This is a genomic window from Methanimicrococcus hacksteinii (genome assembly GCF_032714515.1).
GTDB classification, from domain to species: Archaea; Halobacteriota; Methanosarcinia; order Methanosarcinales; family Methanosarcinaceae; genus Methanimicrococcus; species Methanimicrococcus hacksteinii.
Map to the genome: position 1 here is coordinate 1 of NZ_JAWDKC010000017.1, position 24770 is coordinate 24770.

Sequence of the window (24770 nt, forward strand, 5' to 3'; positions counted from 1 at the left end):
TATCACAGTTTCCTGCATTGTAAAGTTTTCGCGCCTGCTGCGCCCCGTAGGGCCTGGATTCATGTCTCAGAATCCATCTCCGGGCTCTTGCTCTCACAACCCGTACCCGTTGTCGGCTAGAGGGTACCTTACACCCCCTACAACCTGATAGGCCGCAGACCCATCCTCAGGCGAAATTCTTTGTCTCTTCAAGCAATTCCAGCAGAGAAGAGATATCCGGAATTATCCTCAGTTTCCCGAGGTTATGCCGGACCTGAGGGCAGGTTATCCACGTGTTACTGAGCATTACGCCATGTTCACGAAGAACATTTGACTCGCATGGCTTAGTCAAACACCGATAGCAGTAACCTCCGGCAGGATCAACCGGAATTATAATAGATTTGAACATCGAAAACGCTGTGAGCGATTCAAATGTAATCCTGTACACACTTAGATGTTGCTTTTAATAGCTGGTTTTGGAAATACTGCATAAACACTGCTTAAACAGAATTGTCGGAAAAAACTTCTCAACCACGAATAAAGCGCTATTCACACTTAGTTCTTAGATTTTAGAGTTGCTTCCTTACAATACACAGTTTGATATTCCTGTAAATCTCGTAACGACGATTTACAAATTTTGTTCAATTTGTTGAGCAAATTGAAATTTTGAAAATCACCGCCGAAGTTTACCGAAACATCAGGTCACATATCAGTACGGGAAAAAGCTCCCGACTTCATTATTAGATGAATGTAAAATTGAATCGCGTTAAAAACGCATTCATTCAAGCTCTTACATTCTGAATTTAACATCAGAATGAGAGGAGTTCCTACTACATCACAGGGGATATATAAGGATTTTGCTCATTTCAGAGTTTTTAAAACATAGAAGAGAAAAAAATGAAAGTATGAAAAATGTAAGAACATTTTACATTTTATTTTGTTTTTAACGAAATCGAATATTTTATCGAAAGCGGTTAACTCACTCTTCGACAATCTGAATTTCGAATAACGATTCTTCAGCAAGATTTTCACATAAATGGTATTTTCATAAAAGTGTAAAAAAGCACCGCATATGCAGGTAAAAAAGGAACCCATGCAAATCCCCGAAGGCTGAGCACATATTTTCCGGAAATTAAACAATAAACAAAATACAATCCAAAAGGTATCGAGGAAATGCTGACATAAGGAATCCGATATGTAATTATTTCAAAAAGAGCAAAAAGTACAAAAAGAGCAGTAGTAGCAATTATTAAAAATAAAGTGCCCCTGCTAATACTTTTTTCATTATTTTTAAGCAAGGTTGCATATGAATAATAAAGGAAGATAAACGGAATCACATAAAGAAAACGCATAACCAATTCAATATTGCCCGTAATCGGGCCATAAAGCCCCATAACAGAATAGATAAATACAAAACAACATGATGTAAACCCGATGCCATAAAGTAATACATTTATTTCAAAATTATATTTTTTCTTCAAAACGGAATAAAAGATAAAATTGAAAACCGGACCCAGCATACACAAAATTATCAGCATTATGAATCCGATTGATTCTTGAAAGCTTATAATGTGTTTTATTATAATATAAGTAAGAATAAATGAAGCAAAATTGATAGAAATGCGAAAGATAAAATAATACATTCTATTAACGGACCTGTATTCTTTTTAGTTATTATTTGAACCATATTATACCACTACTATCATTTTAATGAAGACAATATATAAACAGATTTTGTATTTTTTTAAGAATGAATAACAAAAGAGACATTCTTTTCAAAAAATTGCGAAATTTAATTTGATTTTTGTAAAAAGATTTTTCACGAGTGGAAAATTAATCATTTCAAAAACTCATCCAGCTCCCTATCCCGATAATATGCATCTATTTCGTGATATTCCATTCCGATTAGAATTTCTGGATTATACAACATTCTGAAAGATAAAGTATCTAAAACAGATAATTTTGAAACAGGCTCCTCGATTCGATTAATTATGCTTGTATTGTCGTAAGAATGACCATAAAACCCAACCATATGGAAAATTTCATGTAAAACGACACTGTTTTTATAATCTTGGTCAATATCAGACTCAATAACAATGATTGCTTGTTTTATTTCCCCTTGATCTGAAAAACGTCGGCAAATACCTTTATCAATTTTATCCATATCATATTTGTTCTGAATTTCAGGCAGAATTTCCCCCGGTGCATAAATTAAAAGGACATTTTCATCTTTATCGACAATTCTCATTCCGGGAAAACCGTTAATTTTATTGAAATCCCTTACAATTTGATTCAAGATATCAACATCTTTTTTTGTTGGATTACCTTCGTATCTTATCTTAATCGGAGTGGCCCATTTTTCAACAGTCGGAACTTTAGATAATTGCACCTCATAAATAAAATTAAGACATTCTACAAAACTGATTGAATTATCACTTTCATTTAAAAAACAGAAGCTATCATCGGTTGAAGGAGAAAATACAATGCTTGTTTGCAAACAAATAACGACCATAAATATGATAGCAACAACGAAAATCCCCAAAAGAGGAAGAATCTTATGGATAAACAAATTTTTTTGAATTATATGACACACCTTCATCAAAAATTTTCATATAATTGGATTTGTTATTAAAAAATACAAAAATACGAGAGAGGAGGGGAAAAATGCACCCCATGCGAGCAATTGAAGACTGATTCGAATTTTTTTATTAACGAAACAACAAACAAAATACATACCAAAAAGCAACAAGAGACTGCCTGAAATTGGAATTTGAGAGTTGGATATTTCAAAAAGAGCAAAAAACATAAAAAGGGTAACAGTGGAAATTATTAAAAATAAAGTGTCATTACTAATACTATTTTTATTATTTTTAATCAAAGTTGCATATGAATAATAGAATAAAGTAAATGGAATTACATAAAGAAAACGTATAATTGCTTCAATATCATCCGTAACCGGACCATAAATCCTGAGAATTGAAATGACAAATATGAAACAACAGGATGTAAATCCGATACCGTAAAAAAGAACATCCGTTTCAAAATTATATTTTCTCTTCAAGACGGAATATAAAATAAAATTAAAAATTGGACCCGCAATACACGCAATTATCGGTATTGCAAGTCCTATTGATACTTGAGAGACTAAACCTTGATTTATCGTTGTTATAAATTCCAGTATATAAACGAGAATAAATGAAAATAACAGAAATAGCAATGCAGAAGATAAAACAACACATTCTATTAACAGGTTTATATTCTTTTTGTTTGATATATGAATTATAACACCGCCAACGATATTTTAATTGGGTCAATCAAATAAACAACATACAAATATCATTTATGCACCATTTAAGGTGCATAAAAAACGACATATTGACTGCTGATGTAATCTACATTGGATTGATAGCCGGTCATATATGCCCTCATTGTTGAAATATCATTGTTCGTCGCGTAAGAATAATTGGAAGTACTGTTTAGAACACCTCTGTAATATTTTTTAACGGCGACATCCATGTTCGAGCCATTTTGACTAAAAGAAACATCAAAAGTCATATTTTCAAATGAAGGTTTGCCATTTACTTTGGATATAACACCCAGTTGATTTCCATTTTCGTTATAAATGTAAAGATTTCCCCCTGCTGATGAATCAACAAATTTTAAGATTTGGCGGCCATTAATATTGATATATGCAATATCTCCTGCACCCATCGAAACTCTCAAATTGTTTAAATCCAACTCTTGGACGTGGTAGCCAGACATTGCAACCGGAAGAGTAATGTCCTGTTGGTTTTCAAAAAATCCGTTTGTATTCGTTCCCGATAAAGGTCCATAGTAAATTGTATATTGGCTGCTGATATAATCCACATTCGATTGATAGCCAGTCATATATGCCCTCAATGTCGACATATCATTGTTTGTCGAATAAGAATAGCTATTAGTACTGTTAAGAACACCTCTGTAATATTTTTGGACGATTATATCCATATTTGAACCATCATGACTAAAAGAAATATCAAAAGTCATATTTTCATATGAAGGTTTACCGTTTATTTTAGATATAACACCCAATTGATTTCCATTTTCATTATAAATATAAAGATTCCCACCTGCAGATGAATCAACAAATTTTAAAATTTGGCGGCCATTGAGATTGAGATAAGCAATATCTCCTGCACCCATTGAAACTCTTAAATTTTTTAAATCCACTTTTTGGACACGAGATCCGCTTTGTTCAAGCTGGAGTGTGATGTCCTGTTGGTTTGTAAAGCCTTGCGAATTTGTAACACTGTTCATCTGTTGATATCCATAACTCATTAAACCGATTAAATACCTTTGACCTTCATCTAAGCTGAATGCGGTTGCAGAAACTAATGAGGAAGGTGGAGTATAATTTCCATTAAAAGGTTTAGAGAGATTATGTCCACAATCCCATGCATCATCACCATAAAAATTAGAATAATTTGCTAAAGTTTTGCTTTGTGCACTCGGGTTTTGGATTAAATATCCACTATGGACATTTTTTGCAAAACGGCTGAAATTGTGTCCGGTTGTCCAATTTGCTCCAACATATTGATTCTCATAAGCAAAATGAGGTTGTTCAAAGATAACCCCTGGTGCAGAATATACTGCTTGCCTGTCAGCATGTTTCGTGTGCAGTGGCATACTTAAATCAGCCATAAGTGAGATGCAAAAGATAAATGTTTAGCTTTTTCTTCCATTGTTCCAGCTGTGTATATAAGGTTTAACTCATCTTCAATACATAGAGGAGCACCACCAAATCCGGCACCAGAGTCGGCTTTGGGATCATAATAATGGTTATAATTCTTCAAACGAATATATTCTGCAGCAGATATAACCAAACCGTCAAGTGTATAGACCCCCCCAGCTAGCAACAATAAAGTATGACCACGAAGAATCTCTACAAAACTAACATTGTCCGGTTCTGAAGCGTTCCTCGAAATAATACCTGTATAATAAGAATCAAACCCCGCCTCTTGAGCAGCCCACCCAGACATATCAGCATGAATATTTGGATTGGAAGAGCCCCATTTGAGATCCATTGATTTTCCTTCAAGAAGTGCATTTTTTATGGCTTCAAACATTTGAATATCTTCTTTCGAAAGTTCAGAAAGTAAGACGTCTTTATTTTCAACTGTAACAAATAAAGCAAGTCCTGTACGCACATATTTTATCGGATATTTTTCATCGAATTTTTTCAAAAATGTAATCATTTCATCCGGAGAAGGATCTTTACTTTGTGAATTTTGTATAATTTCAATATTTCTTTCTTTTGATTCAGGCCGAGTTGCAAAAATCCAGTAATTTTCAATGACCCTTAAATCATCATCAATATACATAACATTTATATCTTCGGCTTTGGCATCTATTTTTTGATCATCAAGCCACAACCCGAATCTTGAAAAGGCTTCAAGTGTATCATCAGACACATTAATTTTTTGCAGTTTATTTTTTGAATAATCATCATCTATCGGAACTTTTTTATATTCGACTAATTCTAAAAATTCGCCTTTATCATCATTGATATTTTCGTCAATGATTGAATCATCTATTAAGATATTTGTTGAATTGTATATAGAAACATCAGAACCCGAATCGGATGTTGAGTCGACAAAAGTTGAATCATACATTGAATCAGCGGAAGTAGAATTATATATCGAAACTTCGGGTGCAGATTCAGAAGAAGCTGAATTATCGCCGATACAGACAGATAAACTGGCAACAATAACCATACTTAAAACAAGAAAATTTATCAAAGCTTTTATTTTGATCATAATAATCCACCTAAAATTAGGTCGGATTAAATTAAAACTCAATTCAATCAGACCTGATTTAATTAAAGCTAATATTCCTGTTTATCACGTTTTAAAAGTTATCATAAAACAGAAATATACCATATAAATTGCCGTTTTCATCCCATTTGACTGAATATACCAAACAGGAAACATAAATATAAAAATGATTGTATATATAGATGGCGAGTGAAAATTGAAAATTTGTATAAAAAGTAATACAAAAATAGCCAAAGATATTAAAAATTATAAAAATTATAACCATTATGAAACAATTAATCAAAAATTTTTTATAAATATTATTAACAAACATATAAATAAAAGAACAAATGTAAATGTTTTGATTACTATGTTTGAAAAGATAAATGCGGGGAGTCGTTTTTTACGACCCTGAACAGGAAAAACAGAATTCGAACAGAACAATAACTATTTTTGACACGACCCTTCGGGACGGTGAACAAACCCCCGGAGTGACAATTCCGTTTGATAAGAAAATTGAGATTGCGTCTCAATTGGACAAACTCGGTGTCGATGCCATCGAAGCCGGTTTTCCGATTTCGTCTCCAGGAGACAAAGAATCCGTTAAAAGAATTGCAGAGCTTGGGCTTCATGCCGATGTCTGCGGTTTGGCGCGGTCCGTCATTAAAGACATTGATGCCTGTATTGACTGTGATGTCGATATGGTGCACGTTTTTATTCCGACGTCGGATGTCCAGAGAGAATACACGATAAAGAAAACGCGTGAAGAAGCACTCAATACGGCGGTTGAAATGGTGGAATACATCAAAAGCCACGGCTTTAAATGCATGTTTTCACCGATGGATGCCACCCGAACGGATTTTGACTATTTGGTCGAAATTATCAAAGCCGTCAAAGCTGCCGGCTGCGATATTGTTAATGTTCCCGATACAGTCGGCGTGATGGTACCGTCATCCACGTACGAATTGATCTGCAATCTGAAAAAAAATGCTGACATAAAATACGATATTCACTGTCACAACGATTTCGGATTGGCCAACGCAAACAGCATTACCGCCGTTGAGGCCGGCGCCGATCAAGTGCAAGTCACTGTCAACGGCATCGGAGAACGCGCCGGAAATGCATCTCTTGCCGAAGTTGTGATGGCGCTGACATCCATTTACGGCTTTAAAACCAACATCAATACAGAATATTTGACGGAAACTTCTAAAATGGTCGAGAAATATTCAGGCATAAAAATGCCGCCGATGATGCCGGTTTGCGGCGACAATGCATTTTCACATGAATCCGGGATTCATTCCCAAGGCGTTTTGGCAAAATCCGATACGTTTGAGCCCGGCGTCATGACGCCCGAAATGGTCGGCCAAAAACGCCGTATCGTTCTCGGAAAACATGCCGGAAGACACGCTGTTTTGCAGAATTTGGAAGCTGTCGGCATTCGCCCGACCGAAGATCAATTGAATGAAATTTTGACAAAAATCAAAGAAATCGGCGACCGCGGAAAAACCGTTACCGACGCCGACCTTTTTGTTGTTGCTTCAGTCGTTCTCGGTAAAAAAGGAATTGACGAAGCCATCAAACTCAAAGAAGTCTCTGTCATGACCGGAAACATCGTCACGCCGACCGCCGTCATCCGCGCCGAAGCCAACGGCAAAGAAATCATTGCGGCGCAAACAGGAGTCGGACCGGTAGACGCAGCGCTTCGTGCAGCCGAAGAAATCGTCGGTGACACGAAATACAAAATCGAAGAATTTTCCATTGAAGCCATTTCGGGCGGTTCGGATTCGCTTGCGCGCGTCACAATTGTATTGGCGAACGAACGCGGCAAAAGCGTGACGGCAAAATCAGCCAATGCTGATATTGTCATGGCATCTGTTGAAGCTTTGATCAACGCGATGAATGCGCTTTCCGGAATGGATTAAATTGGTTTTACGAAAATAAAAAAAGTTATAAATACCTGTTCATCTGTTTTATTTTTGAACGGGTAAATCCGTAAAGGTCAGCCTGCCCAATGGTGGACGTACAAGATATCCTTTACGGTTCCATTTTATTTTTTCTTTTAAATGATTTTTCGGTTACATGATACTCTTCTTGCTTAGAATCATCAATACAATTAATGAAAATTGAATTTTTATGATAGATTTCCTGATATTTGGACCAGGCTAACAAATCTGCAAATTGAAGACCAGACCAATGTTTAGAATCGCTATGAGAAATGACATCGTTTTGAAGACGGCAAGAACTGAATAGAAATAACTTTTCAGAAAACAACTGATCGAATTCATCCCGTAAAGACTGTTTTGCTTTCGTTTTATCTATTTGGACTTCCAACGATTCATTTTCGAACGGAATATATTCAGCAACAATAGTTGCAATCAAATTATACAATTGAATCGAATTATAACGCAAACAAACCGAAAACAAATCCTCTTTATAGAGAATAATATGAAGGATTTTCAGATTTTCAATTTCGTTTAATTTCTTAAGAGCCGTTATTTTCAATTTCGTACTTGATTTATATCCTTTGAGTTCCCCATGGCGAATAAATTCTTTTTGAAAAGAACTTTTTTTTAATTTTTTAATGATTTTGTCAAGTTTTGAAAAGTCAGAAACAAACAGAGCCGTAACAATAAAATATGCAGAACTTTTGTTGAGATTAAACCCTAAATCTCCGCTTTCATCAATGTACACATATATCGGCATAACACATACAAAAAAACAATGAGATTAAAGTTCTTTGAAAAATAAAAAACCGAAAAGTTGAAATAAGCCTTTAAAAAGAAAAATGTGAATAATGAAAAAACGATTTGGAACATAACGGCAAATCCGTTCGTATTCTATGCTGCCTACATAGCGACACGTTATTTCTGATTTAATAATCATCCATTGCCGGACAGTTCCTGTTTACGGACTGCATCAACAATTTGCATTTCCATATGCATCTGCTCTTTTTTATCACACCCGCTCGCTTCGCGAGCGTGGGCGTTGCCGCCTTCAGGTTTCCGTTTTGCCGTTTGCCGCCGGTGCCGGCAGCAGCACCGCCGCACGCGCGAGCCGCACAAATTTTCAAATAATCAGCAAAAATTGACCCCGGTTTTTCAAAAAAAAAATAAAAAATTAAGCGCTGAAAATGATTTTGTTTTCATTCAAAACATTTTCAACCGAATTTTGAACAATCTCTTTAATATCGCCGGATGAAATTCCCGTCACCGCCGACAAAATTTTCAGATTCGGAGCCGCTGCGGCGTTTTCATCCGCCGGCGGAATGAAATCATAAATCGGATCTTCCTCGGCCGTCGTTAAACTGATTTTATAAAGCGCCGAGCCGGATTCCAAAAACAACTTAATGTGGCCCAAAAAGTCGGGACTTTTTTGGAGCACACTTTCCCGAATTTGAGACATAATCTCTTTGACAATCTTTTCAAAATCGGACTCGTTGAGAGATTTCAAACGGGTGTCATCCAAAACATATTCCGCTGAAAACGAACCGACGCCCGAAGCTTCGATTGAATTGTCTTTTTTGCCGCCGGCCATCAGAAGACTGCCGTCGTTTGCCACGACTTTTTTTAATTCGGCCAAACGGGCTTCGGTATCGCTGCTGCGTTCTAAAATATTGATTAGCTGCGCCAAACTTTCGGGATTTTTGGAAGACAGCGTGATGATTTCCGCTTTCGGATTAATTTGCGAAACCGCTGTTTCGATAATCGGAAGCATTGATGCTTCAACCAAATCCGTTTTGCTCACGGCAATCACTTCCGCCTGCGCCAGCTGCTGCGCGGCGAAATTTTTGATTTCCTTTAAAATCTGCTTAAAACGGCTGCCGTCAAAAAGCGTCAGAAGCGGTGCCATATCGTAATCCATCGGCAGGTTCATCAGCATCACTTCGTCACGAATCGCGCCGGGATAAGCAACACCGGTCGACTCGATAATGATGACATCCGGATTGTAATTTTCAATCATCAAAAGAAGCGTTGCCCGAAGAGACGTTTTCAGGCTGCAGCAAATGCAGCCGGACGTAATCTCCTTCGTTTCCAGGCCGTACTGAGAAATAATATCGCCGTCAATGCCGATTTCACCGACTTCGTTAACGATAATGCCCACAGATTTGCCGATTGACGAATAATAAGTGCCGAGGCGGACAAGAGCAGTCGTTTTGCCGCTGCCTAAAAATCCGCCGACAACAATTATTTTCAAAATGACAGCCTCACTCAGTCATCCGTTTCCGCTTCGACCGTGCTGCCCGAGACCGGCTCTTCGACAACCAAATCATCCCAGCTGTACGGCTGCGGCATGAAGCGCAGACATTTCTTACAGTTGGAGCCGTCGCACAAGTCGGACCGGATTTTAACGGCGTCGTCTTTGTAGCTCATCGCATGCGTCGGGCATTCGCGGATTTTTTCGGCGCACTCGGCGCAGCCGGGCATGGCGACGGAGAGGAAGGTGCCGGTCTGCTTAATCATTTCGTAGCCTTCGTCACCGTAAACCGGAATGTCGCGCTCGACAAGTCTTTCGATGGTCGGGTTGTCAATCGGGTCGTCCAATTGCGGCAGCTCCTTCTTTTTCAGGAACTTTTTCAGCATTTTAAAGTCCATGCCTTCGCCCCAATAGGCCAGCTCGAGAATGTAAGCTTCTTTGAAAGCCTCGTCCGTTGCGAACATCACGTGCGTTCCGACGATTTGGGAAGCGATGTCCTGAAGCTCTTGCAAACGCTCGTCCGAAAGCAGAATTTCGCGCGCCGTCTTCAAAGACGTGTTGCCGATCTGCGTAATCGTCGACGCGTTGTATGGATTCATGCCGATTTGCTGCGCTTTTTTAGCGTCCATGTAAGTGCCGGCAGCGCCCGACATGTGAGAAATCTTAATGTCCGCCATTTGAATGCCGGCAGCATTGCAGAGTGTGATGTGTCCGGCACGGAGCGCACCGATTGCATTTCCGGCTTCTTTGATGTCGTTTTCCGTGAATTCGACGCCGTCCTGAAGGTGAATAATGCCGTCGGGCGTTTGAATTTTCGGAAGCTTGATGATGCCGTTTCTCATGCCTTCTTCCATAAGCGCGATGACGCCTGTTCCGGTAATGCCTTTGGCGCGGATCGGGCCTTCTTCGATAACGGCGCCTGTTTTCGGATCAACCAAGTCGCCTTTTGTTCGTGACATTTCTTTGTCCAAAACGTAACAGCGGAGGTTGTCGCCTTCGAATTCGACATCACTGATGGCGCGCGGAGATGCCAGAACACCGTCTTTGATTTCCTGGCCTTCCAATGCGGGGCCGGCCGCGGCAGATCCCGTGTAAATCACGCCGCCGGCTTTCAAAGCCATTTCAGCGTTGGTGCCGAAGTCCGTTGCAATCGCAATTTCGTCACTGTTGAGCATGCCGGAATTCACAATCAGAGCCAATGCGTCGGCGCCGATTTCGTGGCGGATGGCCGGCGGAATGACGACCGTGCAGTTCGAGAATTTTTCAAGACCGGAAATTTCTTCGCTTTTCAGACATTTGGAAGAACGGTTCTGTTCCTGAATGTTCAACTTTTCGCGTTTCCGTTCGCCGGCGTAAGCCAAATCTTCAATGGTAATGCCTTGGAAAAGAGAGAGCTGAATCGGATTGCCGCAAACAGAAAGCCTGTGAAGGTCTTCGGGCGCGACGCCCAGCCTGTCAATCAGAACGAGAATCGCATTAATGACCAGCTTGTGCGCGTTTTCCAAACCGTAGCTGATGGCAAAATCCATGTGGTCCATCACGTTCGCACCCGGGAGCGGATTGCGCATGGTCACCACAGTCCTTTTAATGTCACCGGTTTCTAAATCCACTTTCTGCGATCGGAAACCGCTGGTTCCCAAATCAATTGCAACGCCTGTTTTCATTTCGTACACACCTTAAACTTGAATTGAGTTTTTATGTGCGGATCATGCCGCAAAAAAATGTTTTTAGGGAAAACGGTTCGCCGGAAGTAAATGAATTTCAGGAACGGTTATCCCGAAAATAATACAGAATATAATAAGCCCTTTTTACATATTAATGCTTTTCAATCGGGTTGTAAAAAATGGGAACGGCATGAAATTAATCACCGGGATGTAAAATGACAATCCCTCAAATTTTTAAAAGATGAAAAAGTAAAAAGTTTCACTTGATTTGGAGTGACCGATTGTTTAAGACCGATTATTTAATAATCAATTAAACCATTAATTTCAGAATATAAAATGGGGAATAACGAACAAAAACGAACCGAATCCGAAAGAGGGAGTCGTCGTCAGTGAATTCATTAATTGAAACTGTATTTTTTTCAGAAAAGCGAAAAGCGGTATTAATCCTGCTCTTTGAAAAAGGGCCGTTGCCGATTGAAACGATAAAATCAGAATTAGATGAAACTTCTGTTTCGATTCTGCCCCAAATCAAAGTTTTAATCGATAATAATTTGATTATTCAAAACGACGGCATTTATCAGCTGACGCACCTCGGCGAAACGATTGCCGAAAAAGTGACTCCTTTTGTTAAGAATCTGCAGGTGCTCGGTGTGAATCCGAAATTCTGGAGCGAGCACGACACCAGCGAAATTCCTCAAAATCTTTTTGAGCGTATTCAGGAAATCGGCAATTTCGAAATCATTGATATTGATCTTCGAACGATTTATTATGAACCGAATTCGATTGTTTACGAACATATCAAAAAAGCGGATTCGATCAAGACTTTTATTACTTATTACGCGCCGGAATACGTTCCGGTTTATTACGAACGTCTGATTGCGGGCGCGCCCGTGTCAATCACAACGAGCGATTATATCGTCAACATGGCGAAGGATTACAAAACGGAAATCAATAATTTGCTTCAGCTGGACCGCACCGAATTGAATGTGTGTTCGGCCGATGTGAAGATTGCCGAAGTAACGGTGACGGACAAGATTTTTCTGATGGTTTTGTATTCGACTGCCGGAAATTTGGACTACGACTTTTTGGCGGCCGAGTCGCCGAGCGCGGTTCAATGGGGCAATGAGCTTTACGATTATTTGAGAAGCCGATCCGTTAACAGAAAGGAAATCTGAGGAGGAATGAAAAATGAAAGACGAATCCATTTCCGACGTTCTTTTTTTCTCTGAAAAGAGAAGACAGATTCTCCTCTATTTGCTGGAAGGGCCGAAAACGATTGACGATATTAAAACGTATTTGAATTCCAAGTCGAGCCCGATTATGGTTCAGATCCGGATTTTAACGCGCAATTTTTTGATTCAGGAGAAAAACGGTGTTTTTTCGCTGACGCCGCTCGGGGAATACACGGTCAAAGAAATGAAAGATATTTTGGATATGTTCAGCGTTTTTGACAAAAATCCGGAATATTGGGGTGAAGCGGAATTGACGGCGTTTCCGGCATACCTTCTCAACCGCATCGGGGATCTCGGCAATGTTGAATTGTGTTATCCGGACAAAGCGCACATTTTTGAGCGCACGCGGCCGGTTGAAAAGAGTTTGGGATTTGTCGAGTCTCTGATTGAGATTTCTTCCATTTTCCGGCAGGAATATGTAACGAGATACATTGAAATCGCGGAAAGCGGAGTCGGCATTTCGTTCATTTTGACGCAGGGCGTTATCACGCGCATGGAAAAGGAATTCCCGGAAAGTTATCATAAATATATGAATCAGGAAAATGTCCGGGTTTTCGTTTGCCCGGAAATTAAATTGGCTTCCTGCACGGTGACAAATAAAATTATTTCATTGTCGCTGTTTACGAAGAGAGGCAATTTCTTTAATCATGATTTAATCAGCTATGACGAAAGCGCAATCTTGTGGGGAACGGATTTGTTCCACCATTTCCGTTCGCTTTCAATGATTCATAATCTTTCGGAATGAATTCGGATTTCTGAACAATAAATTTGAGATTCTTTTGGAATTTCTGAAATGATTTGAAATTTTTAGAAATGATTTGAAATTTCTGAAATGATTTGAAATTTCTGAAATGATTTGAGATTTTTAGAAATGAGTAAATTTTCTTGAAAGAAATGAATTTTGAGATGAATGAATTTCCGGAAATGAATCGACATATAAAAAGCAGGAAACGGCTTCGTTTCAAAACGGCTCTGAATCATGATTATACGTGAACATTAAAACGGGAATGGAAAGTTTAAATTACGTTTGAATTCTTAATCAAAATCTAATTATAATCCAATGAATTCATGTGAATCATTATCAGATTTTTTAATTTGATTTTTTTATTCTGAAAGTTGAATTTTCGGAGAAACAGACAATGTCAAAAGATATGAAATTACCTTATTTTGAAATCGGAGAGGCGCTGATCGGCACGGGTCCGGAACTTGCGCACGTTGATTTAATGATTGGTTCTAAGAACGGTCCTGTCGGACAGGCTTTTGCAACAGGCATGACGCAGCTGTCTGCCGGTCACACGCCGCTTTTATCCGTTATCCGCCCGAACTTGCCGACCAAGCCGTCGACTTTAATTGTTCCGAAAGTGACGCTGAAAAAGGGTGTCGACACCACAAAGATTTTCGGCCCGGCCCAGTCCGCTGTTGCCAAAGCTGTCGCGGATGCTGTTGAGGAAGGCATTATTCCCAAGGAAATTGCTGACGACATTGTGATTGTTGCCAGCGTTTTTATTGCGCCTGACGCGGAAGATTTCAGCAAAATTTACAGATTCAATTACGGAGCCACGAAATTGGCGATTAAAAGAGCATTGGAAGGATTCCCGAGCATGGACAAGGTTCTGGAAGAATCCAACAAGTCCACACACGCCATTATGGGATTCAAAGTGTCCAGACTTTTCAACCCGCCGTACCTGCAGGTTGCTTTTGACACGACAAGCCTTGATTTTGTCTTAAAAGCTGTCAAAGAACTCCCGCAGAACGACCACTTGCTTATTGAAGCCGGAACGCCGCTCATCAAGCGCTTCGGAACGGATGTGATTTCCAAGATCCGCGAAGCAAGACCGGATGCATTCATTGTGGCCGACCTCAAGACGCTTGACACAGGCAACTTGGAAGCAAGAATGGTGGCCGACGCTGCCGGCGACGCTGTTGTCGTCTCCGCGCTTGCGCCTGTTCCGACAATTGTCAAAGCGATTGAAGAAGCGCACAAGACGGGCATTTACGCAATCGTTGACACGCTCAACTTGGAAAACCCTGTTCCGCTGATTAAAGAATTGGTTGAAAAAGGCGCGATCCCCGACATTGTCGAGCTTCACCGCGGCATTGACGTTGAAAACAACGAATACGCCTGGGGCAGCATTGACGACATCAAAAAGATCAGCCCGAAAACCTTTATCGCCGTTGCGGGCGGTGTCAAGCTTGACACAATTCCGCTGGCGCTCAAAGCCAAAGCTGACATTTTAGTCGTCGGCCGCGCAATCACAGGTTCCAAAGACATCCGCGGAACCGCCGAGCAGTTTATTGCAAGAATCGGCAACCCTGAAATTGATCAGTTCAGAATTATGACTGACTTTTGAAAAAATCGCTCGCTTCGCTCACGATTTTTCAGGGCAGTTGGAGTCAGGCGTTTGCAGAAAAATTGCTTCGCAATTTTTGACGGCTTCGCCGCCGATTTCATCAGGTGTCTGCTGAAAAATCGCTTTGCGATTTTTATGCAGCTTCGCTGCGCCGAGTAAAATTACAAATAAAAATTAAAATTACAAATTAAAAATTAAATCGGATGTTAAATCCGATTTCTCTTTCTTTTTTTCGTGAATTCTCAATTCAGCTTATTCTCATTCAAAACGAATGTTTTGTTTTTCTTTGATTTTTGAAAAATGGTGGTGTTTGCGCGTGTCGGCGGCAGCGCAAAAAAAATAAAAGCCGGATTAATTTTTATTTTTCAAAAGTTTTCCGGAAATTTTTTGAATGTATTTCGGCAGGAACATGGAGAGCGGAAACGCAACGCAAAAGCCGATGAACCATCCTCTCATCCAAAGAAGCGGAAAAGAAGATGTCAGCCCGACGTTTACCAAAGTCATCACCAGCGACATACAAAAAGACATGGCAATTGCCATTAAAAATCCTGAAAGCAATCTTTTAGAATCCATAGATATTCCCTGAAACTGTAAAGGGAAGAAGTTATAGATAAAACTGCGCCGGAAACAAAAAATAAAAAACGAAACACAAAACAAGATTAATGAACTTGAATTTCAAAACGGAATTATTTTTTTCGTTTAAATTTTCTTTTTTAAAAAACCTCTCCAAATGACTATTTTGTCCGCCCCTTCGCGCCGCCCGAAATTCGTCATTTGGAGTGGGGTTTGCTGTATTCATTTCAAACCCAAACATCGATTTTTCAAATTTCCGGCAAACCCGAACTCCCGATAAACCCTGAAAAACAAAAAACATTCTAAGAATAGCTCAAGCAAAAAACGGAGTTCGGGTTTTTGAAAATTGAAGAAAAACGATGTTTATTTTGTTTTGAAATGAATTGAGAACCCGAAACAACCACCTCCAACGACGAGTTTCGTGAGCGTAGCAAGCGTTAGGAGGAGTTGGAGATTCGTCCCATGACTTCAACGAAAAATGCAAAACGGTTGGAATAAACTGAAAAAAACGGAGTGATTTTTTTAAAAAATTTTCATTTTTTTAAAAACCTCTCCAAATTCCGATTTTGTTCGTCGCTGCGCGCCGCCCAAAATTCGTCATTTGGAGTGGGGTTTGCTATATTCGGTTCAAACCCAAACATCAATTTTTTTAATTTTCGGCAAACCCGAACTCCCGATAAAACCGAAAAAAACGATGCCCAAAAAGCAGCTCAAGCAAAAAACGGAGTTCATTTTTTTGAAAATTGAATAAAAACGATGTTTCATTTCTTAAGAAATAACCGAAAAGACGAAACAACCACCTCCAACGGCGAGTTTTGTGAGCGTTAGCAAGTGTTAGGAGGAGTTGGAGATTCGCCCCAAAAATTCAACGAAAATACAAAACGAGATTGGTAAACTTAGATTTTAAAAACAGATTTGAGTCTTTCGTTTAAATTTTCTTTTTTTTGAAAAACCTCTCCAAATTCCGATTTTGTCCGTCGCTTTGCGCCGTCCAAAATTCGTCATTTGGAGCGGGGTTTGCTGTATTCGGTTCAAACCCAAACATCACTTTTTTTAATTTTCGGCAAACCCGAACTCCCGATAAAACCGAAAAAAACAATGCCCAAAAAGCAGCTCAAGCAAAAAACGGAGTTCAATTTTTTGAAAATTAAAGAAAAACGATGTTTCATTTTAACAAAAAAAAAGAAAAGACGAAATTCATCATTCGTCTTTTCACTGCAAAACCGTTTCATTTTCTTTTATTCAAGAAATAAGCAACGCCACCGATGACAACAATCAAACCGACGCCGATGATGATATACAAAGTCCAATCGGTTCCGCTTTCTTCATTACCGTAACCGCCGGCATCTCCCGAATCGGAATTTGCATTCGGACTCTGAACATCCGGAATTTCAGAGGGATTGCGAATCGTATCATCTGTCAAATTCGGAATTTCGGCTGTTGAATTCACAACGATTGCTTGGCCGGTTCCGGAACCGCTGCTTGATTTATCGGAAACAGGAGGAATATAATCTTTTGAAAATATCGGATAAATTTGATTTTCAACAATGAACCAAACAGTATCATCATCAATCTGATCGGAAATGTCCCAATCATTTTCGACAACGCCTGTTTTTGCTTTGTAGGTTGCAAGTTTTTTCATATCTTCAGAAGAAACCGCTGTTCCATTTTCATTAGTAAAACCTTCACCGACTGTATCCAAATAAACACAATCTGAAACGATTGGTTCAGTGTAATACGAACCAAGAATTCCTCCGATATTTGGATTATCTACTTCACTTTCTATAAGAGAAACAGTTCCGGCGAAATAACTCGATTTAATTTCAGTTGTGTCATATGCAGAACGTCCGACAAGGCCGCCAGAGTGATTTTGTGCTTCAACTTGAGCTGTTGAGTAACAATCTTTGATTAAACCGTCGAAAGCGCCGACAAGACCGCCGGCACGTCCGTTTGCGCCTTCAGCTTCCACATAAATTGTACCGTCAACAAAACTGTTTTTGATTTCCCCTTCATCAAAATATCCAACCAATCCTCCTGAATAGTGTTGAGAAGAGATGAAAATAGAATTGGTGCGACCCGAAACCGAACCGTTGAGAATAGCACTGTCATACGTGGTAGGATTAATATGTCCGACAAGGCCGCCAGAGCTCGCTTTAGAGGTAACAGTGAATAAACCGTCCGACAAAACAGAACAATTTTCAAGCGTACCGCCATTGTTACCGATAAGTCCGGAAAAACCGCCTGCACCTGTATTTTCTGCAGTGATGTCTATAGATTCAACATCTTTTACCGAGCAATTGGAAATGTTAACGAATGCAGAAAACTCATTGTAAATAAAATTCGTAAAACCGCCGATAAAACCGCCGGCATAATTTGTATTCGCAATTACAGAAAGTTTTCCGGAACTGTAACAATCAACAATTTCAAGATTTTCTTCCGATTCTTCTGTTGCCGCATCGTCCGGATAAGCATATCCGATAAACCCGCCTGAAAACCAATTGGCATCAACAATAAGAGTGTCACCAATAACGGAACTGTTTGCAATTTTTCCGAGTCTTGCATACCCTGCAAAGCCACCCGAATTATTACCGGAAGCTTTAATGCTTATATCGCCGGAAACAGAACAATTTTCAATTGTTCCATTATGAAGAGAACCGACAAAACCGCCCGATTTTTGGGGAGCAGAGACAGAAATTGTGCCGCCGCTGACATGTGAACTCGTAACGGTGCCTTTACGTTCATCAATTCTGCCGATTTCACCGATTAAACCGCCGGCAATTTCTTCATCAGAAATAACAGAAATGCTTCCCGAAGCGGAACAATTTGAAACGGAACCGCCGAGAGAACCAATTAAACCGCCGCCTGCTAAACCGCCGGAAATTTTTGCATCACCCGAAACCGAACAATCTGAAACATTTCCGTAAACAAAACCTGCCAAAACACCGAAAACATCACCGTCAAATGTCAAATCTTTGGAAACAATAAGACTGACATTCGTGATGTCACCGCCGGCAGATCCGAACAAACCGAGATGACTTTCTGTCGAAGAAGAAAAAGTCGTTTCGGAAGTAAATTCAATATCATAAGTTGACCCGTCAAAAGTGCCGGTGAACGGATCAAATAAACCGCCGATAGGCTCCCAAGTGCCGCAGTCGATTTCAATATCATTAATTAAAACATAATTTGCATCCAACGTGTACCAGTATCCTTTTTCAGAATCAAATTCATTTGTACCGACTTTTTTAAGCTCTTCGAGGTTGGAAATAAAAATAACGGAAGAAGAAAGTTGAGGATAAGTTTCATCTTCATAAATAAACCAAACAGCATCAGGATCGGGCTTGTCTGAAATATCCCAATCATTTATTACACTGCCGCCGACTTTGTAAGTTGCAATTTTTTTCATGTATTCATCAGAAACGGCTGTTCCAAATTCATTTAAATCAAGCTCTCCGCCGGCTGTATCCAAATAAACACAATCTGTGACAATGGGCTCGCCTGTATTATATGAGCCGACAATTCCGCCGATTTTTTCATTGGCACCATCATCACTAAGCGAAACAGTTCCCGCGAAATAACTTGACAAAATTTCAGCCCCCGAATTCCAAGAAGAGCCGACAAGACCGCCGACATCATGATGACCTTTAACATCTGCTGTTGAATAACAATTTTCAATTTTACCATCAAGCGCAATCAAACCAACAAGACCGCCTGCGCGACCATTTCCGGAAGTCACCGAAATATCATCACTGGAAACAAAACAACTATTAAATTCACCATTTTCAATACGACCGGCAAGGCCACCGGCATAATCCTTTGCAGTCACAGAAACGCCATTGCCGGAAACAAAACAACTATTAAATTCACCATTAATAATCTCGCCGATAAGGCCGCCTGCATTCCAACTTATTGCAGTCACCGAAATATCATCACCGGAAACAGAACAACTCGTAAATTCACCATTTTCAATATAACCGGCAAGGCCGCCGACGTAACTCGACCCTTTTATTTCAAACTCATCATTAGAAGACAAAGAACAGTTTTCCATTGAAAAATAATCAGAAGAACTTACGTTCACATAACCGACCAAAGAACCAAATATATCATAAAACTTTGAGCCGTCAAAATTTGTCAAATTCGAATTGAGAACAACATTCACATTTTTAATTTCAATTTCATCCGTGCCGGATTTTTTTCCAACAATTCCGAAAAAACCGTAACCGATTTCATCATTTTTGCCGTCAAAATTCTTAAAAGTCGTTGTCCCTTCTGAACCAGTAAAAATAATTGAATGTCCCTGACCGTCAAAAGTTCCGGTGAACGGTTTACTTTCATTGCCGATAGAATTCCAAGTCTCGTTTTTGATTTCAATATCTTCAATTAAAACATAATTGCGGGATAAATCTGAAAAAACGCCTTCGGTTGTTCCGTTTTCAATATAATCATCGATATAATCCTGATCTATTTCAATATCAGAAACAGCTGCTGCCGTTCCGCTCACCAATACCAGCGCAGTTAAGAGAACTGCCGTTAAAAGAATCCGTTTGATTTTTGCCATAAACCCTTGCTCCTTTACCCTTGGTCAGAAACTCAAGACGGCAGCAATCAATTTGAATGATTGAATAACGCGGCAGAGTTTCTTTAACAATTTGAAAAAGATAATGAAAAAATAACAATTGTTAGAAATAAATACTTTTGTGAAAAAGCAGCAAGCGAATTGAAATATCAATTTGTTTAAAAGCTAAAAAAGATTTGAACACTAATTTTATTTTTTTGGATAAGAAAAATAAAAATAAAAACAAAAATGAAAATGAAAATGAAAATGAAAAAAACAAAAACGAAAAACAAAGGAAAAATAAAAACAAAAAAGTGAAAAAGAAGCAGAAAACGGATGAAAAAACATCCGTTTGAAACTTTTGAATTTATTTTTGAAATGTAATTGAATCGAAATTAATCCCATTTGATGAAAACAGCCGGCTTAATCATATCCGACGGCTTTTCGTCCATCATTTTGAAAGCGTCTTCAATCTTGTCAAAAAAAATTGCTCGTTTCACTCGCAATTTTTCAAAAAGCACATGAATCAGGTGTTTACAGAAAATCGCTGCGCGATTTTAATGGCTTCGCCTGTAAAAACAGAATAAAATAGAAAAAAAGAACGGTGGAAAACACCGTTCAGAAATATATTAATTTAGTCCCATTTGATGAAAACGGCCGGCTTAATCATATCCGACGGTTTTTCGTCCATCATTTTGAAAGCGTCTTCGATCTTGTCGAATCCGTCAAATCTGTGGGTAATTAATTTGGCCGGGTCAAAGCGGCTGTATTGAATCATTTCAAGCATTTTTTCGATACGACGGGCGCCGCCGGGGCAGAAACCGCCGCGGATGTCTTTGTTGGACATGCCGAGTCCCCATTCCCAGGCGGGAATTTCAAAGGTTTCGGACGCGTCGAAATAGTTCATGTTTGAAGCAATGCCGCCGGGCCGGAGCATTTTAAGCGCCTGGTTGATTGTGTCAGCTTTGCCGCCTGCGATAATCACGCGGTCAACGCCTTTGCCGCCTGTCAGCTTCATGATTTGTTCGACAATGTCGCCGTCTTTGTAGCTGATGATGTCGGTTGCGCCGTACTCTTTGGCAACGGCCACGCTGTTGGGGCGTGTTCCGACTGCGATGAGGCGGCCTGCGCCTTTGAGGTGCGCGCCTGCAACGGCCATCAGACCGACCGGACCGATGCCGATGACAACAACCGTGTCGCCGTACTCAACTTCCGCCTGCTCGACGCCGAAAAATCCGGTGGACATCATGTCAACGGTCATTAAAGCGGCCGCCATGTCCATGCCTTCGGGAAGTTTGACCAAGTTCGCGTCCGCCTGGTTGACGTGGAAATATTCCGCGAAAACACCGTCTTTGGAAAGCAAAAATTTGAAACTTGCCATTAAACCGTGGTCGTGCGCGTTGTATTTGTTGCTCTGAAGATCTGTTGACAGCCAATCCGGCGTACAGCACGGAACAACAACAATGTCTCCGGGTTTGAAACGTGTCACAAGTTCGCCGACTTCGACAACTTCACCGATTGCTTCGTGGCCGAGAATCAAATTGTGCTGATCCCCCGAACCGCCGTGGCTTGTGTGCGTGTCCGACGAACACGGCGCAACTGCCACCGGGCGAAGAATTGCATCCAAAGGACCTGCAACCGGCTTTTCTTTTTCCATCCATCCGACATTGTTTACGGATAACATACCATATCCTTTCATTTATATCACCAATGTATACCCAAATCACAGGACGTTATAAATCTGTTGGTTAACATTAACGAAAAATAATGACGAATACAAGACGAATTCAAAACAATGGAAAAACAAATTTGTTCTGTCATACATGATTTATGTATGGCTTACACATGGCTTATTCGTGGCTTATTCGTGGCTTATGCATGGATTATGCATGACTCGAATTGCGCCTTTGCAGCAAATTTATTAATCTGTCAGTCCCATATCCTTCATCAATACAAACTATAAATTGGTGAAACGATGTCTGTTTTTATTCTCCTCAACTGCAAAACTTATGACGAAGGAACCGGTGCAAACGCCGTGAAATTGGCCCAAGCCTGCCGCGATGTCGCCGAGAACTCGGGGACAAATATTGCAATCGCGCCGCAGATTCCGGATATTTTCCGCGTCGCATCCGCTGTTGACATTCCCGTCTATTCGCAGCACATTGACGGCGCGGGGCCCGGAAGTCATACCGGAAAAGTGTATGTCAGATCCGTCGCACAAGCCGGTGCTGCCGGCAGTTTGATCAATCACTCCGAACGCAGAATGACGCTTGCCGACATTGAAGCGGCGGCAGCGGCACTCAAAGCAAACGGCATGACAAGCGTGATCTGCACCAACAATATTGCAGCAACAGCCGCAGCGGCGGCACTCGCCCCGGACTTTGTTGCAATCGAGCCGCCGGAACTCATCGGATCGGGCATTCCTGTATCAAAAGCAGACCCGGGCATTGTGACAGGATCGGTTGACGCGGTAAAAAAAATTAATCCGAATGTCAAAGTGCTTTGCGGCGCCGGCATTTCAAAAGGCGAAGATTTGAAAGCGGCGCTTGACCTCGGGGCGGAAGGCGTTTTGCTGGCTTCGGGAATTGTGAAAGCCAAAGATCCCAAAGAGGCGCTTTACGATTTGGTTTCATTGATTTAAAAATCATTGAACCACCGTTTTTCATTCAAATAATTATTTTTCAAGAGGGGATTTCATGAGGATTTTTCTCATCGGCGGTTTTTTGGGCAGTGGAAAGACGACAACCGTTTTAAAACTCATTGACAGGCTGGCGGCCGACGGCAAAAAAGCGGCGCTCATCGTCAACGAGGTCGGTGAAATCGGCATTGACGGAAAAACGCTTGAGACGGCGGGCATTCCGTCAAAAGAGCTGACAAACGGCTGCATCTGCTGCTCGCTTGTTATCAATCTCAGAATTACAGTCTCCGAAATCGCGGATATTTACAATCCCGACATTTTAATCATGGAGCCGACAGGCCTTTCTTTTCCGAGCCAGATTCGGGACGAGCTTTTGAACATGAATGTCATGATGTCGTTTGCGCCCGTTGTCACGCTCGTTGATGTATCCCGATTTACGGCGGAAATGAATCAGATTCCGAAATTTGTGGAACAGCAATTAAAGGAAGCCGAAATCATCGGCATCAATAAAATTGATTTGGCTGATGAGGAAAAAATCAAAGGCATTGAAGCTTTTTTGAAAGAAATGAATCCCGATGCTTACACGCTTCGGATGTCGGCGGCAAATGATGAAGCCGTCGATAAGCTTTACGAATTGATGATGCGCGAAAGCGAAGAAACCGTCAGTTTAATCGATGCCGAAAAAGAATCAAAGCCGAGGGTGACGGAGAATTTGAATTCGATTGAAATTTCAAATGTCAGCACCTTTTCGGGATTATACAAAATCAAAGGAGAACTGACGGCAAAAAGCGCCGGCGCTTTACTTGAAAATATAATCAGTGCAGTCGGGGCTGAAATTTCAAACGTCAACCGATCTTTTGTCGGCCACATTAAGATGGCAGTCAAAGTCGACGGCACCCTTGTGAAAGTCAGCCAAACCGCCGGCGCCGATGACAGAAAAATCGAAGCGGAATACATTCAGCAGGAAAAAGATTCGGAATCGAATGAAACCGGCGGCAATTATGAACTGCGCTTCTTGGCGGCGGTCACAAATGTCAAAAAAGAAAAACTGGAAGAAATTATCGACCAATCCGTCAGCGTTTTTTTGACGGCGAAAAAGCTGCCTTTTGAAAAGCAAGCTATCAAAAGCGAATCGAAAAAGCCGATTGTTCTTTAAATTCACATTTATTTTCACATAATTCTTTCATATCTTTGTATTTTGTATCTAAAATTAGAAACAGGAGAGGGAAAATATGCAGAACAGAATGAAAACACATCAATTGACCAATGACGAAATCAATTTGCTTTTAGACGAGGAAAGCGTCGGCAGATTGGCAACAATCGGCGCCGGCGGATTTCCGTACGTCATCCCCGTTCATTACGTGCATCACAATCAGAAAATCTATATTCACGGCTTGGTCCGCGGTCAAAAATTGGATAACATCGCAGCGAATCCGAATGTTTGTTTTGAAATCGACCTTTTTGAAGGATTCATTATGCCCGACGAAAAATCACCCTGCGACGTCAACACGAAATACAAAAGCGTGATTATTACAGGAACGGCAAAAGTTGTTGAAGATGAAACAATCAAAGAGGATGCTTTGAACAAAATCGTTGAAAAATATACGCCGACTTTGGCGGGGGCGCCGTTCGGGAGCGGAATTAAAGCGACGACGGTTATTGAAATTACTGTGAAGGAATGTACGGGGAAATATTACAGTTAAATTTAAAAATTGCATAAATATTTAATTCCGAACAATTTTATAAGGAAAAATATAAAAATCTATTTAAGGAAAGTATAAATTAATTTTATTTT

At 40.3% G+C, this 24770-nt stretch carries 18 protein-coding genes and 1 rRNA gene; 8 read left to right on the top strand and 11 right to left on the bottom strand.

Annotated elements, in window-relative coordinates; genetic code table 11:
* The 5 genes from MmiAt1_RS05050 to MmiAt1_RS05070 all read right to left on the bottom strand — a co-directional run.
* A 16S ribosomal RNA gene (locus MmiAt1_RS05050) occupies positions 1-370 on the bottom strand; the annotation flags it as partial.
* A 637-nt stretch (positions 371-1007) separates the two neighbouring features.
* Complete coding sequence (locus MmiAt1_RS05055) at positions 1008-1505, bottom strand: hypothetical protein (protein ID WP_318785807.1); 498 nt, start codon at positions 1503-1505, stop codon at positions 1008-1010.
* 311 nt (positions 1506-1816) lie between these two features.
* The gene (locus MmiAt1_RS05060) at positions 1817-2491 is read right to left on the bottom strand and encodes a DUF2927 domain-containing protein (protein ID WP_318785808.1); all 675 of its coding nucleotides are present in this window, start codon (positions 2489-2491) and stop codon (positions 1817-1819) included.
* An 839-nt stretch (positions 2492-3330) separates the two neighbouring features.
* On the bottom strand, positions 3331-4659 hold the full coding sequence (locus tag MmiAt1_RS05065; RefSeq protein ID WP_318785809.1) for a hypothetical protein: 1329 nt from the start codon (positions 4657-4659) through the stop codon (positions 3331-3333).
* Positions 4647-5774 (bottom strand): hypothetical protein, encoded by a 1128-nt coding sequence (locus MmiAt1_RS05070; protein ID WP_318785810.1) that lies wholly within the window; start codon positions 5772-5774, stop codon positions 4647-4649. Before MmiAt1_RS05070 ends, MmiAt1_RS05065 begins: the two co-directional genes overlap by 13 nt.
* Before the next feature lie 383 nt (positions 5775-6157).
* Here MmiAt1_RS05070 and MmiAt1_RS05075 point away from each other — a divergent pair, with 383 nt between their 5' ends.
* A complete protein-coding gene (locus MmiAt1_RS05075) occupies positions 6158-7693 on the top strand; it encodes a 2-isopropylmalate synthase (protein WP_318785811.1) in 1536 nt (511 codons plus the stop codon).
* 112 nt (positions 7694-7805) lie between these two features.
* Here MmiAt1_RS05075 and MmiAt1_RS05080 read toward each other — a convergent pair whose 3' ends face one another.
* On the bottom strand, positions 7806-8462 hold the full coding sequence (locus tag MmiAt1_RS05080) for a DUF3800 domain-containing protein (RefSeq protein WP_318785812.1): 657 nt from the start codon (positions 8460-8462) through the stop codon (positions 7806-7808).
* A gap of 245 nt (positions 8463-8707) precedes the next feature.
* On the opposite strand from MmiAt1_RS05080, the gene MmiAt1_RS05085 reads away from it, so the two are divergent.
* Positions 8708-8845, top strand: a complete 138-nt coding sequence (locus tag MmiAt1_RS05085) for a hypothetical protein (protein WP_318785813.1) — start codon at positions 8708-8710, stop codon at positions 8843-8845.
* Between the two features lie 43 nt (positions 8846-8888).
* Here the strand turns inward: MmiAt1_RS05085 and MmiAt1_RS05090 are convergent, their stop codons facing one another.
* Positions 8889-9965, bottom strand: coding sequence for a GTP-binding protein (locus tag MmiAt1_RS05090; protein ID WP_318785814.1), 1077 nt, complete (start codon positions 9963-9965; stop codon positions 8889-8891).
* Positions 9966-9979: 14 nt separating this feature from the next.
* Entirely contained in the window at positions 9980-11629 is a 1650-nt protein-coding gene (locus MmiAt1_RS05095) for a methylamine methyltransferase corrinoid protein reductive activase (protein WP_318785815.1), read from the bottom strand.
* A 389-nt stretch (positions 11630-12018) separates the two neighbouring features.
* Here MmiAt1_RS05095 and MmiAt1_RS05100 point away from each other — a divergent pair, with 389 nt between their 5' ends.
* The 3 genes from MmiAt1_RS05100 to MmiAt1_RS05110 all read left to right on the top strand — a co-directional run bounded on the left by MmiAt1_RS05100 (position 12019) and on the right by MmiAt1_RS05110 (position 15212).
* Complete coding sequence (locus MmiAt1_RS05100; RefSeq protein WP_318785816.1) at positions 12019-12804, top strand: helix-turn-helix transcriptional regulator; 786 nt, start codon at positions 12019-12021, stop codon at positions 12802-12804.
* A gap of 13 nt (positions 12805-12817) precedes the next feature.
* A complete protein-coding gene (locus tag MmiAt1_RS05105; RefSeq protein ID WP_318785817.1) occupies positions 12818-13606 on the top strand; it encodes a helix-turn-helix transcriptional regulator in 789 nt (262 codons plus the stop codon).
* Between the two features lie 394 nt (positions 13607-14000).
* A complete protein-coding gene (locus MmiAt1_RS05110; protein ID WP_318785818.1) occupies positions 14001-15212 on the top strand; it encodes a bifunctional 5,6,7,8-tetrahydromethanopterin hydro-lyase/3-hexulose-6-phosphate synthase in 1212 nt (403 codons plus the stop codon).
* A 351-nt stretch (positions 15213-15563) separates the two neighbouring features.
* Here MmiAt1_RS05110 and MmiAt1_RS05115 read toward each other — a convergent pair whose 3' ends face one another.
* The 3 genes from MmiAt1_RS05115 to MmiAt1_RS05125 all read right to left on the bottom strand — a co-directional run bounded on the left by MmiAt1_RS05115 (position 15564) and on the right by MmiAt1_RS05125 (position 22021).
* The gene (locus MmiAt1_RS05115) at positions 15564-15785 is read right to left on the bottom strand and encodes a DUF2798 domain-containing protein (protein WP_318785819.1); all 222 of its coding nucleotides are present in this window, start codon (positions 15783-15785) and stop codon (positions 15564-15566) included.
* Between the two features lie 1228 nt (positions 15786-17013).
* Positions 17014-20340 (bottom strand): GLUG motif-containing protein, encoded by a 3327-nt coding sequence (locus tag MmiAt1_RS05120; RefSeq protein ID WP_318785820.1) that lies wholly within the window; start codon positions 20338-20340, stop codon positions 17014-17016.
* A gap of 631 nt (positions 20341-20971) precedes the next feature.
* Entirely contained in the window at positions 20972-22021 is a 1050-nt protein-coding gene (locus MmiAt1_RS05125) for an NAD(P)-dependent alcohol dehydrogenase (RefSeq protein ID WP_318785821.1), read from the bottom strand.
* A gap of 291 nt (positions 22022-22312) precedes the next feature.
* Here MmiAt1_RS05125 and tpiA point away from each other — a divergent pair, with 291 nt between their 5' ends.
* From tpiA to MmiAt1_RS05140, 3 genes are all read left to right on the top strand, one after another.
* Positions 22313-22978 (top strand): triose-phosphate isomerase, encoded by a 666-nt coding sequence (gene tpiA / locus MmiAt1_RS05130; protein ID WP_318785822.1) that lies wholly within the window; start codon positions 22313-22315, stop codon positions 22976-22978.
* Positions 22979-23033: 55 nt separating this feature from the next.
* A complete protein-coding gene (locus MmiAt1_RS05135; RefSeq protein WP_318785823.1) occupies positions 23034-24131 on the top strand; it encodes a GTP-binding protein in 1098 nt (365 codons plus the stop codon).
* 76 nt (positions 24132-24207) lie between these two features.
* Positions 24208-24678: a pyridoxamine 5'-phosphate oxidase family protein gene (locus MmiAt1_RS05140; RefSeq protein ID WP_318785824.1), complete on the top strand. Its 471-nt coding sequence runs from the start codon at positions 24208-24210 to the stop codon at positions 24676-24678.
* Positions 24679-24770: the final 92 nt, after the last annotated feature.